This is a genomic window from Paenibacillus sp. QJM3NY_38 (assembly GCF_056173265.1).
In genome coordinates this window covers 2,407,156-2,419,880 of sequence record NZ_CM149665.1, presented here as the reverse complement: position 1 = coordinate 2,419,880, position 12,725 = coordinate 2,407,156, and the positions used below count along the sequence as shown (strand labels likewise).

General features: G+C 49.7%; 10 protein-coding genes. 2 read left to right on the top strand and 8 right to left on the bottom strand.

Going from position 1 to position 12,725, the window contains the following annotated elements:
- Window positions 1-40: 40 nt before the first annotated feature.
- Both pflB and adhE read right to left on the bottom strand, forming a co-directional pair.
- Window positions 41-2,287: a formate C-acetyltransferase gene (pflB, locus tag AC0VZ8_RS10655; protein ID WP_475486809.1), complete on the bottom strand. Its 2,247-nt coding sequence runs from the start codon at window positions 2,285-2,287 to the stop codon at window positions 41-43.
- Between the two features lie 318 nt (window positions 2,288-2,605).
- Window positions 2,606-5,215, bottom strand: coding sequence for a bifunctional acetaldehyde-CoA/alcohol dehydrogenase (gene adhE / locus AC0VZ8_RS10650; protein ID WP_475486808.1), 2,610 nt, complete (start codon window positions 5,213-5,215; stop codon window positions 2,606-2,608).
- Between the two features lie 269 nt (window positions 5,216-5,484).
- Here adhE and AC0VZ8_RS10645 point away from each other — a divergent pair, with 269 nt between their 5' ends.
- Window positions 5,485-6,210: a Crp/Fnr family transcriptional regulator gene (locus tag AC0VZ8_RS10645; RefSeq protein ID WP_475486807.1), complete on the top strand. Its 726-nt coding sequence runs from the start codon at window positions 5,485-5,487 to the stop codon at window positions 6,208-6,210.
- A gap of 84 nt (window positions 6,211-6,294) precedes the next feature.
- Window positions 6,295-6,453, top strand: a complete 159-nt coding sequence (locus AC0VZ8_RS10640; RefSeq protein WP_071223816.1) for an asparagine synthase — start codon at window positions 6,295-6,297, stop codon at window positions 6,451-6,453.
- 235 nt (window positions 6,454-6,688) lie between these two features.
- Here AC0VZ8_RS10640 and AC0VZ8_RS10635 read toward each other — a convergent pair whose 3' ends face one another.
- The 6 genes from AC0VZ8_RS10635 to AC0VZ8_RS10610 all read right to left on the bottom strand — a co-directional run bounded on the left by AC0VZ8_RS10635 (window position 6,689) and on the right by AC0VZ8_RS10610 (window position 12,559).
- Window positions 6,689-7,486 (bottom strand): formate/nitrite transporter family protein, encoded by a 798-nt coding sequence (locus AC0VZ8_RS10635; RefSeq protein WP_475486806.1) that lies wholly within the window; start codon window positions 7,484-7,486, stop codon window positions 6,689-6,691.
- A gap of 47 nt (window positions 7,487-7,533) precedes the next feature.
- Window positions 7,534-7,851: a nitrite reductase small subunit NirD gene (nirD, locus tag AC0VZ8_RS10630; RefSeq protein WP_071223814.1), complete on the bottom strand. Its 318-nt coding sequence runs from the start codon at window positions 7,849-7,851 to the stop codon at window positions 7,534-7,536.
- Window positions 7,852-7,946: 95 nt separating this feature from the next.
- Window positions 7,947-10,385 carry a nitrite reductase large subunit NirB gene (nirB, locus tag AC0VZ8_RS10625; RefSeq protein WP_475486805.1) on the bottom strand — a complete coding sequence of 813 codons (2,439 nt, stop codon included), beginning with the start codon at window positions 10,383-10,385 and terminating at the stop codon, window positions 7,947-7,949.
- 177 nt (window positions 10,386-10,562) lie between these two features.
- A complete protein-coding gene (locus AC0VZ8_RS10620; RefSeq protein ID WP_475486804.1) occupies window positions 10,563-11,237 on the bottom strand; it encodes a hypothetical protein in 675 nt (224 codons plus the stop codon).
- A gap of 183 nt (window positions 11,238-11,420) precedes the next feature.
- Complete coding sequence (locus AC0VZ8_RS10615) at window positions 11,421-11,741, bottom strand: winged helix-turn-helix transcriptional regulator (RefSeq protein WP_071223811.1); 321 nt, start codon at window positions 11,739-11,741, stop codon at window positions 11,421-11,423.
- A 149-nt stretch (window positions 11,742-11,890) separates the two neighbouring features.
- Window positions 11,891-12,559, bottom strand: a complete 669-nt coding sequence (locus AC0VZ8_RS10610; RefSeq protein ID WP_216530896.1) for a uracil-DNA glycosylase — start codon at window positions 12,557-12,559, stop codon at window positions 11,891-11,893.
- Window positions 12,560-12,725 lie beyond the last annotated feature (166 nt).

Below are 12,725 nucleotides of genomic sequence, written 5' to 3'. Positions count from 1 at the left end.
GCGTCATCCTTTCCGTATCCGCTATGGTAGTCTTCCATCCTTACATCGATCCGTGGAACGTACGGTTGATAACGTCAAGCTGCTGTTCGCGCGTCAGTTTGACGAAGTTGACTGCATAACCGGATACCCGGATCGTTAACTGCGGATAATTCTCCGGATGCTCCATCGCATCCATCAGCTGCTCCCGGTCAAATACGTTGACGTTCAGATGGTGAGCTTTGCTGCCAAAGTAACCGTCCAGCATCGCAACCAGGTTGTTCACACGGATATCACTTTCCTTGCCAAGAGCTTTCGGTACGATCGAGAACGTATTCGAGATGCCGTCAAGACTGTCCTCATATGGCAGCTTGGCCACGGAGGTCAGCGAAGCGAGAGCTCCCTTCTTATCGCGTCCGTGCATTGGATTCGCGCCCGGCGCAAACGGCTCGCCTGCCTTACGTCCATCCGGCGTGGTTCCTGTCTTCTTGCCGTATACAACGTTCGACGTAATCGTGAGCACCGATTGCGTTGGCATGGCATCACGGTATGCCTTGTGCTTGCGAATCATGCTCATGAAGGCCTCGACCAGCTCAACGGCAATGCTATCCACGCGATCATCGTTGTTGCCGTAGCAAGGGAACTCTCCCTCGATTTCAAAATCCGCCGCAACCCCTTGCTCGTTGCGTACCGGCTTCACCTTCGCATATTTAATTGCGCTCAGTGAATCCGCTGCTACGGACAGGCCTGCAATGCCGCATGCCATCGTGCGCAGGATATCCCGGTCGTGAAGCGCCATCTCGATCCGTTCATAGCTGTATTTGTCATGCATGTAATGGATCACATTGAGCGTATTCATGTAGAGCTTCGCAAGCCATTCCATCATCGGCTTGAATCGCTTCATGACTTCATCATAACTCAGAACTTCCGCGGTAATGGCCGGATATTCCGGTCCAACCTGGGCGCCGGATTTCTCATCTCTACCGCCGTTAATCGCATAGAGCAGCGCTTTGGCGAGGTTTGCTCTGGCTCCGAAGAACTGCATCTGCTTTCCGATGCGCATCGCGGATACGCAGCAGGCGATGCCGTAATCGTCTCCGTAGATCGGGCGCATAAGATCATCGTTCTCGTATTGAATCGAGCTGGTTTCGATCGAAACTTTCGAACAATATTTTTTGAAGGCTTCCGGCAGCTTCTCCGACCATAGCACCGTCAAGTTCGGTTCCGGAGCAGGCCCCAAATTGTACAGGGTGTGCAAGAAACGGAAGCTGTTCTTGGTCACTCTCGTCTCACCATTTACCGACATACCGCCGATGGATTCCGTTACCCACGTCGGATCCCCGCTGAACAGCTCGTTATAATCCGGCGTACGCAGGAATTTCACGATCCGAAGTTTCATTACGAAATGGTCGACCAGTTCCTGGGCTGTTTCTTCCGTCAGCTTGCCTTCAGCCAGATCCCGTTGAATATAAATATCAAGGAAAGAAGATACCCGGCCAAGCGACATCGCAGCGCCATTCTGCTCCTTGATTGCGGCCAAATAACCGAAATACAGCCACTGGAATGCTTCCTTCGCCGTATTCGCAGGTTTGGAAATGTCATAACCGTGCATAGCCGCCATTTCCTTCAGTTCCTTGAGCGCCCGCATTTGTTCAGACAATTCTTCCCGCAAACGGATGATCGGCTCATCCATCGCATCCACTTCAAGCTCGGCGAGTTCTCTCAATTTGTCCTGGATCAGCGCGTCCACGCCGTATAACGATACTCTGCGATAGTCACCGATGATACGTCCACGGCCGTAAGCATCGGGAAGACCCGTAATAATCCCGGCCTTGCGCGCTGCTCTCATCTCAGGAGTGTAGGCATCAAACACGCCTTGGTTATGCGTTTTGCGTATACCGTTAAAGATGTCCACAACCGCCTGCGGCATTTCAAAGCCGTATGCGTTGCACGCATCAATCATCATCCGGATCCCGCCGAAAGGTTGGATGGAGCGTTTGAACGGCTCGTCGGTCTGAACGCCGACAATCTGTTCCTTATCCTTATCCAAATAGCCGGGTTGATGGGAGGTGATGGTTGATGGTGTATGGACATCCACATCCAGAACCCCGCCATTCTCCCTTTCCTTCTTGGTTAAATCCGATACGATATCCCACAGCGCTTTGGTGTTATCCGTGGGTCCAGCCAAAAATTCATCAGAGCCATAATAGGGAGTAATGTTCTCTGCAATAAAATCATTAACGTCAATCCGCTTGGTCCATTTACCTGATTTAAAACCTTTCCAGCCTGCTTCTTTTTCAATCACCGACATATTGAATCCCTCCTAGATTTGCTGGGGCTTGCAAGGACAGGCGGGGCCACACCTTGATCTATCTCAGATCTTTAATGTGATTATTTTCACGATCAATAGTGCCACTACCCCGCCTTGTGCCTTCAAGCTTCTATATCAAAGATCTGAGATTCAGCTTCCTTCTACATCTTTATTGTAGTCCTGTTGATCTCCTGCATCTGTGATAATAATCACAAACTTATCTTTTCCCGTGACTTTTATCACTCTGAGTCTAGTTTTGCATGCCTTACCTCAAAATCTTCATGGATCTTCACGATCAGCGTTTAGATTCTATCTTGTCTAGAACCGGCCGTAAAATGCGTTGCGGTAAACTTCTGCGAGCTCCGTTACCAGCGGCAGCTTCGGATTGCTCGTTGTACACTGGTCTTCAAAAGCCCGGTCCGCCAAATGCTCAACATTTTTCTCGAAATCTTTAGGGTCGATGCCAAGCTGCTGGAACGATTCCTCGATCCCGAGCTTGCTGTTCAGCTCCCGGATTGCGCCAATCAGACTGTTCACGCCCTCTTCCGTCGTTCTTGCCGGCAGTCCGAGAATCCGCGCGATTTCAGCATATCTCTCATCAGCCACAAAGTGGGTGTATTTAGGCCATGCAGCGAATTTCGTTGGCTTCTTCGCGTTGTAACGGATGACGTGAGGCATCAGGATCGCATTGGTGCGTCCGTGTGCCGTATGATACTGTCCGCCCCACTTATGCGCAAGACTGTGGTTGATGCCAAGGAACGCATTCGCAAAAGCCATGCCGGCAAGCGTCGAAGCATTATGCATTTTTTCGCGGGCGAGTTTGTCGCCGGTAAGCGCCGACTGCTCAAGATACTGGAACACCAGCTGTATGGCCTTGATGGCAAGCCCATCCGTATAATCGCTGGCCATCACCGATACGTAGGCTTCAATTGCATGTGTCAGAACATCCATGCCGGTATCGGCTACCGCCGTTTTAGGCAGCGTGTAAACGAATTCCGGATCGATAATCGCCACATCCGGTGTCAGCTCATAATCAGCCAGCGGGTACTTGGTATTCCCCAGCCCTTTGTCCGTGATGACGGCAAACGAAGTTACTTCCGAGCCCGTTCCCGACGTTGTTGGAATGGCAACGAACTTCGCTTTCCGTCCTAGCTTCGGATATTTATAGACCCGCTTGCGGATATCCATGAATTTTTGCTTCAGATTGTTAAAATCCGTATCCGGATATTCATAGAACAGCCACATGGCTTTCGCTGCATCCATTGGCGATCCGCCGCCGAGGGCGATGATGCAGTCCGGCTGGAATCTTGCAAGCATCTCCGTTCCGCGTTCTACGGTCGTTGTCGAAGGATCCGGCTCAACCTCCGAGAAGACTTCGATGGCTACCGGCACTCTGCGCTGACGCAGATAGTGCTCTACCCGCTCCACATAACCCAGCTTCACCATCATGGGGTCGGTAACGATAGCGACACGGGTGATTTCCGGCATTTTCGCAAGATACTGCGTCGAACCTTTTTCAAAGTAAATTTTGTCCGGCACTTTAAACCACTGCATATTCACGGTTCTGCGGTTCACCCTTTTCACGTTGATTAAATTGACAGCCGTCACGTTCGACGAAGTGGAATTACGTCCATACGAACCGCAGCCCAGCGTCAGCGATGGCAGATTCGTGTTGTAGATATCGCCGATACCGCCTTGCGAAGAGGGCTGATTCACCAGGATACGGCAGGTTTTCATCCGATCCGAGAATTTCATGATGATGTCCTCATTGTGCGAGTGGATTACCGACGAGTGGCCCATGCCGCCAAAAGCAACCATCTCTTCAGCGCGCGTGATGCCTTCTTCCGCATCTTTCACTTTATAGCAGGCCAGCACCGGGCTAAGCTTCTCGGCAGACAACGGGTAGGCAGGTCCGACTCCCTCCAGCTCGGCGACCAGGATCTTGGTGCTTTCCGGTACCTCGAATCCGCAAGCCTCGGCTATCTTAGCTGCCGGCTGCCCGACGATAGTAGGATTTACCGCACATTTATCCGATACCATCGCATGCGCAGTCAGTTTCGCCAGCTCTTCCTTGTTGACAAAATAACAGCCGCTGGCAATCATTTTTTTCTTCACTGTATGATATATAGGCTCCTCGATAATGACAGCCTGCTCGGAAGCGCAGATCATGCCGTTATCAAAGGTTTTGGACAAAATCAAATCGTTCACTGCCTGATCCAAACCCGCGCTCTTCTCAATAAAGCAAGGCACGTTTCCTGGTCCAACGCCCAGGGCAGGCTTGCCGCAGCTGTATGCCGCTTTGACCATCGCCGAACCGCCTGTAGCCAGAATGCAGGCAACGTCAGGATGATTCATCAGTGCATTGGTTTTATCCATGGAAGGAGCTTCGATCCACTGGATGCAATCGGCAGGAGCACCTTGCTTCACGGCAGCATCCCGCAGTATCCGTGCGGCTTCCTTGCTGCAGGCCTGCGCGGATGGATGGAATCCGAAGATGATCGGGTTTCTTGTTTTAATGGAGATCAGTGCCTTGAATATCGTCGTGGAGGTCGGATTGGTTACCGGTGTTATCCCCATGATAATCCCGATCGGTTCTGCTATTTTTTGAAAGCTGTCATAGGCGTTGTCTTCAATGATACCTACGGTTTTGTCGTATTTAATGCTGTAGTGGATATACTCCGTGGCAAACAGGTTTTTGATGATCTTGTCTTCGTACACGCCGCGTCCGGTTTCCTCAACCGCCATTTTCGCCAGCTGCATGTGCTTCTCAAGACCTGCCATGGCCATGGCCTGTACAATCCCGTCGACTTGCTCCTGATTCAATTCCATAAACTTTTCTTTGGCCCGATTCGCCTTGTCAATCAGCCCCTGAATGTACTCCGACGCTGTTTGTCCTTTTACTTCCACCGTTCCTTTGCTCACAGCCATATCTCTCATCCTCCCATGATTCATGTTTCTTTCTACGCTTTGATCGTAACACAGCTGTTTCTATTTTCATGTGAATTATTTCACAATATATATTTATCTTTTCTATGTGATTTATACCCGTCTTTCCCCTCTTTCAAGTGAAAGAGATCACAATGTTTGAAAATTCGCCATGATTTCCCTCTTGTTCCGCCCCACAAGTGAATGTTTTCACGTTATAATGTATTTAAAGATTAAACAGATCAAATTTTAGGATGTTAGGGGATACCAACATGAATACTGTAGACCATGTAATGGAAATCGAAAACTTAGGGAACACGCAGTGCTTCTCGGAGCAAAACCGCAACCGTCTGCTGGTCAGCATGAAGGAAAGGGTACTCCCTGAAGGATCCCATTTGTTCTGGGAAGGCGATTTCGCCGACAAGCTGTACTACGTTAAACAAGGAAGAATCAAATTAACCAAATCGACGGATGAAGGCAAAGAGCTGATTCTATATATGTACCATCCGGGAGACATGGTCGGGCAAGCCGATCCATTCTTCAGCAACAATCACAGTTTCTCGGCAGAGGTGCTTGAGGATAGTGTTGTCGGTGTCATCGAGCACAAGGAGCTGGAGCTGCTGATCTGTCAGCACTGCGACTTCGCCATTGATTTTATGAAGTGGATGGGCATTCACCACCGCATCACCCAGACCAAATTTCGGGATCTCATGATGTACGGCAAGCCCGGCGCTTTAACATCGACACTCATCCGGCTGAGCAATACCTACGGGCAGCATCAAGCGGATGATACTATTCTCATCAACAAGAAGATTACCCACACCGATCTATCGAACATGATTGGGGCAACCCGCGAAAGCGTGAACCGGATGCTGAGTGACCTGCGCAAAAAAGATGCTATCGAATATGCCGGCGGGATGATTGTCATTAAAGATCTTCCGATGCTGCAGGAAATCTGCCATTGCGAGCTGTGTCCGAATGAAATCTGCCGGATTTAATCGGCCTCCCTTCTGTGCATAATATAGAGTCATCTGCTTACAATAACCTTGTCTTTCCAAACCAAAATAAAGGGAGTGCTCAGCATGCGTGAAGGTTTGATTCCTGCTGTTCTTGGAACTGTGGTTTCTGCTTCAGGTGCCGCTCTGCTTGGCAGCAAGTATAAACTTGCCGCAACCGGTATTCTCGGCTTCGGACTGGCTCATATTGTGCTTGGTGCGATTGACCTGGTAGAACATCGGTAAGGATTGGAAGACAAGATTCATATAGCTGTCCTGTTCAGTCATTGAACTGAAGGGACGGCTTTTTATGTATAAGGCCCGACGGGATCCCTCTTTTTTTGTTAGGAGACGTTCCGTGCAGATCCCTCACTTTAACTAGACAAATGAAAGAAGCAGTCAACCGTTTGGTCGACCGCTTCTTTTCTTATATCAAGTGAGTAAACCCACTTTATGAGCAGCCCCTTTTCTATGATGCCTTCTATGCAACCTTCTTTTGCTTGCTCCCTTTTCCCGACGAGATAAACCAATACGCCATCCCCACAAACAATCCGCCCCCAAGAATGTTCCCCAGCGTGACCGGCACCATGTTGCTGATCCATCCGCCGATGGAAATGGTCTCTGGATGCCCCGGCAAAATCGTCGCGAGCGTAAGAAGTGTCATATTGGCTACGCTATGCTCGTACCCTGTCGCAATGAAGGCAAACAGACACCACCATATTAAAATCAGCTTGGTCGTTTCGCCTTTGGCCCGAATCCCCATCCACAAGGCCAGACAGACAAGCCAGTTACACAAGATGCCTCGGAAGAACAGCTCCATAAACGGATCATTCATTTTCTTGGCGGCAGCCGTGAAGATGAGATGGTCCGGCGGCAGGCCTTTGAACAGGCCGGAAGCATACACCAGATAGCTGAGCAGAATCGCTCCGGCCAGATTGCCGATAAACACGAGCACCCAGTTTTTCAGCGTATCCCCCATCGTCGTTCGACCCGATAATGTGCTTATCGTAAAAAACATATGATTCCCGGTAAACAGCTCTGATCCTGCGAACACCACCAACGTGAGCGCGATCCCGAATGCCGCTCCCATGACGAGGGATTGGAAGGGCGAATCGGCAGCTGCGAGCGGCGCCCCCAGCTTAAAGATTAATACAATTCCAATGCCGACATACGCGCCGGCCAGCATAGCCGATACCATATAGCGCAGCAGATTATGATTCATCTGCTCCTTTTTCCCGACGGCGGCATTAACTACGGCTTCCACATCCGCTTTAAACATGGGATATCACCCCTTGATTTCGTCTGTTTACTATGCGATAGCTGGCCTTAAACAGCCACCTCAACCTTCCCGTCCACGGCGCGAATCGGGTATACACGAACCTGGCCTTGATCCGGAGCCTGTACGAGGCCGGTTGAAAGCTCGATCTTCCAATCGTATAACGGATCGTAGATGTAGTGCCCGGATACGATGGCTTCCGAGAGCGGCCCTCCTTTGGGATGCGGGCTTTGATTGTCCAGCGCAAACCATTGATGATCCGAAGTCCGGAAGACGGCAATCTCCCGGTCTCCGAGATGGACCACCCTTCCGAGCTGTGACAGAAAATCATTTTCGTTCCCTACCGTAATAAATCTTTCGGTTTCCATAACATGCAGCCTCCACTTCTCTTGTCTATTCCCATCCATACTGCGACAAACTCTCTGTGCTCAGGCGGCAAGAGGGGAGTAGGTTCCTCCCTCTTCTATTTGCTGATCACTGGTCTTGCATCCTCGAATAACGTATAACGCAGCTTCTCGTCGTTCAGCACTTTCTTCCAAGGATCCTCAACTTGCTGCAGGGCAAGCTCGATTCTCTCCACCAGTTCCTTACGCTGCTTCGGATCGTCCAGGATAACGGCTCGGATTTGTTCCAGTCCCAAGCGTTCTACCCACTCCGAGGTTCTCTCCAAGTACTTACCGGTTTCACGGTAATACTGCATCAGGGCTCCGCAGATTTCGACCAGCTCTTCATCCGTTTTCACTTTGCAGAACGAATCCGCCAGACGTGCCTTCGTGCCGCCGTTGCCTCCAACGAATATTTCCCATCCACCGTCATTGCCAACGATCCCGATATCTTTCGTGCACGACTCGGCACAGTTTCGCGGACATCCGTTGACCGCCATTTTAAATTTCGCCGGAAAATCCAGTCTTTCGAATTTCTCCTCGAGGAATGCTCCCATGCCCATCGAATCCTGCGTACCGAAACGGCAGAATTGGGATCCTACACAGGTCTTCACGGTCCGCAGCGATTTGGCATATGCATAACCCGACGGCATATCGAGCTCTTCCCAGACGCTCGGCAAGTCTTCCTTCTTAACACCGATGAGGTCCAGACGCTGTCCGCCGGTAACCTTGACAACCTTCACATTATATTTAAGCGATACATCCGCGATTTTCTTCAAATCCTCCGGCGTGGTAACGCCGCCGTACATTCTTGGGACTACCGTATATGTGCCGTCTTTCTGAATGTTGGCGTTCATCCGTTCGTTAACAAAACGGGATTCCCTCTCCTCCTGATGGGTTACCGGGTTCAGCATGGCCAGATAATAATGAATGGCCGGGCGGCATTTCGAGCAGCCTTCCGGGTTACTGAAGTTCAGAACATGCATGACTTCCTTCGTTGTGGTAAGTCCCTTCGCACGGATTTCCGCGACGATTTCATCCCGATCGAGTGTCGTGCATGGGCATATGCCTTGTTTGCCTGCGGCCTTAAAGCCATCGCCCAATACGCTCTGGAGTATTTGCTCCACGACAGGTTTGCAGCCGCCGCACGAGCGGGTAGCACCTGTGCAAGCTTTGATCTCATCCACTGTCGTATGACCTTGAAGAGTAATGGCATCCACGATGGCTTTTTTGGTTACGCCGTTGCAGCCGCATACGATCTCATCGTCGGGCATCTTTTCCAGCGAAAATGCCTTGCCGCCTCCTGTCCCTGCACGATCCGTGCCCATGATCGAATCATATATCTCATCCGTCATGGCTGTCTTTTTCCGAATCATGGATTGAAGGCTTGCCGAATCGCTCACATCTCCGAACAATATCGCCCCGACAATGATATTGTCGCGGATTAATATTTTCTTATAAGTCTTGCGCCAATCATCTTTCGCGGTGATCACCGCGTGTTCGGCTTGCTCCATGAACTCTCCGGCAGAGAATACATCAACACCGCTGATTTTCAGTTTCGTCGATACAATGCTTCCCTCGTAAGGCTGGCCTTCCACGCCGCACAGATGCTTCGCCAGTACCTGTCCCTGTTCAAACAACGGTGCAACCAGGCCGTAGCAAACGCCCCGATGCTCGCAGCATTCGCCAACCGCATACACATCCGGCCAGGAAGTTTGAAGATAATCATTAACCACGATTCCCCGGTTCACTTCGATTCCGCTCGCTTGGGCGATCCCCGTATTCGCTCTGATGCCCACTGCCATGACCACCAGGTCGGCTTCAAGCTCATCCCCATCCTTGAACCGGAGTCCCTTGACTCTGGTATCTCCCAATATTTCGGTTGTTTGTTTGCCTAGTAAGAAGTTGATACCCTGCTGTTCAAGCTCCCTCTTCAGCATGCCGGATGCCATCGAATCCAACTGGCTCTCCATCAAATCCTGCATGAGATGAACCACCGTCACCTCCATGCCGAGGCTGACCAATCCCTTGGCAGCTTCCAGACCCAGAAGTCCCCCGCCGATGACTGCCGCTTTCTTGTACGCCTTAGCGGCCTCCAGCATCTGGTTGCAATCGGCTATGTTACGGAAACCGATAACGCCTTCTTTGTCACTACCCGGTACATGTAAAATAAAAGGCTTCGAGCCCGTTGCTATCATTACTTTGTCATAAGGCACCGTCAATCCGTTGTCGGCGGTCACGACCTTGTGCTCTCCATCAATCGCTGTCACGGTGACACCCGTATGCAAAGTGATATGGTTATCCTCGTACCATTTCCAATCATTCAATACAATGTCATCCAAGGTTTTGCTGCCTTCCAACACATACGACAGCATAATGCGGTTATAATTCAGATGAGGCTCCTGTCCAATGACGGTGATGTCAAAATTCCCACCCAATTTAATGATTTGCTCAACCGTGCTATTCCCGGCAATACCGTTGCCAATGACAACTAACTTTTCTCTCTTTATATTGGACATAAGTTCGATTCCTCCCCAACACGTTTATCTAGATCGTGGTATTCCGTTCCTTTCACATAAATTATATCGTCTGACGGCATTATTTTTTGTGATATATTTCACATAAATCGTTAAAATTTTAAACAAAAATGCCAAATAACCCTGTCCGCGTCTGAACAAGGTTATGATAAGAACACTCTATATAATATCGGCTTCCATATAGGCTCGTTCACCGCTTGGCACTTTTAAATAAGGGCGAATACCCGCAAACCCCTTCGCATCCAGATTTACCCCGGTCATCCAGTTCCCCTCTAATAAGCCGCCATCCGATTGCATAGTGACGGCAGGCGCCTGAATATGCTCCTGATACAGAACGATGCCGGCCTGTATGGTCTTAAAGGCTTTTCCCTGCTCCACCAACGGTACGGCGCTGATATACGTAGGCACAAAGTAATTCGCAATCACATCCAGCTCTTCCCCGTCAAAAAACGGCTCGCTGCCAAGGAAGGGATGCATCATCACGATTTTCTCATAGAGTGACCAGATGATCATCTGCAGAAATCTTCCCGTTCGTCCCCTATTCTGCCCGGCAGCATGAAATCGATCGGTTTCATAACCAATGAACTTCCATCCGCCAGGGGCTTTGACCCATTTCTGAAACATGACTGAAGCACTGGTACCGTTTTGGTTAAGGTGTTCTGCAGGTTCCGGGCTTGTTCCAGAAGCAGCTAACCACAGGGAGTCCGGCACATATTGGCTCAGCATCCGCTTGGTTTTCTCAAAAATATGAAGCACTTTTAATGAAGCGTTTTCAAGTTCTGAGATGTCCTCTTGTCCATAATGGAAACGGGAGATATACGTTCGCTTGGTCATGGGCTCGCCTCCTTGATATGCCGCTCTCGTTATTTACATCATATAGCAGCCGCGTCCGCTTGGTGCATGTCCACCTATTCTTGCCGTAAATAAACAGGAACCATACTTCCGTTTAGAAAAAAAACCCTGAAATGAGGATGTCTCATGCCAGGGTTTAATCATCAAGGGGAGTCTTAAGATGACTCATCTTTCGACCCATTGTTCTGCCCAGGATGCAATTTGCTCCATCACCGGACGAAGTGCTTTGCCTTTTTCAGTCAGTTCATATTCAATACGTACCGGTGTTTCCGGATAGACATGACGAATCAGTATCCCTTCACATTCCAAATCCTTCATCCGCTCGGAGAGCATTTTATCGCTCATGGACGGAATCAAATTCGAAATATCCTTAAAACGCTTAGGCCCGCTCATCAACGTTTGAATAATCAAACCGTTCCACCGTTTGCCCAGAAAAGAAAATGCAGATTCAAAACGGGGACACATCGTAACATTTGTAACTTCCATATCCCTTCACCTCTTTACGAAGTCACCTTGTTTATAGAAACTCATAAGCTTAGTCAAAAAAAACTAGAAAACTTACGAATTGTAAGTATGTTTCATTTTAGCACATTTCCGAGAAACTGAAAACCACCTAGCCCCTTTTTCCCATAAAATCAGCTTTTATCCCATAAAATACGAGCCAAAATATCCAAATCATTCTCGATCAATGTGGACAATTTCCTATTATACAGCACGGCCGCTGGATGGAACAGAGGGAATATCTTATAGGTTTCCTCCGAAAACATATAGCCTGCACTTGGATTCTCTAGGTCTGCTGCTTGCTGGACCGGGCCCTCCATCAGTTTGCCGTGCAGCGATGTCACCGTTTCATGGCTTCCGATTAACCGGTGCAGTGCCGTATTTCCCATGGGTGCGATAATGTGCGGGCGAACCCATCGGATCTCTTCATCAAGCAAAGGTGCATGGGCCCATATTTCCGCCTTCGTCGGTGTGCGATTAGAACGGCTGATGACGCTCTCGCCCGAGGATCTCACGATTAGCTTTTCCTTATAGGGCCTGCTTCTCATGGCACTGGTAATATACACTTGCTCCCGGGTCAGGGTCAGGCGTTCCAGGTAGGCATTCATCTCTTGCCCGGCCTGCCCTACAAAAGGTAAACCTTCCAGAACTTCATGTGCGCCGGGTGCTTCCCCAATAAACATAATCTTGGCGAAGCGGACTCCTCTCCCCAGCAGGAAGCCCTCTACGGGTTGATGGACAAGCTTGGCCTGGCATATGGCGATGATTGCGGGATCTACAGGTGCGCTTTGTACTTCATTCATGTGTACAGCCCCCCTTCTTGTATATCATACAATACCCCATACTTAGGTATATTCTATCCCTAGCCGTCAAAAACATTTCGGTGAACATTCACCGCCAACGATAAAACGAGCCGCTCAAGGGCTTCCCCTGAACGACTCGTTAACGCATGACTTCTTAATAAACGCT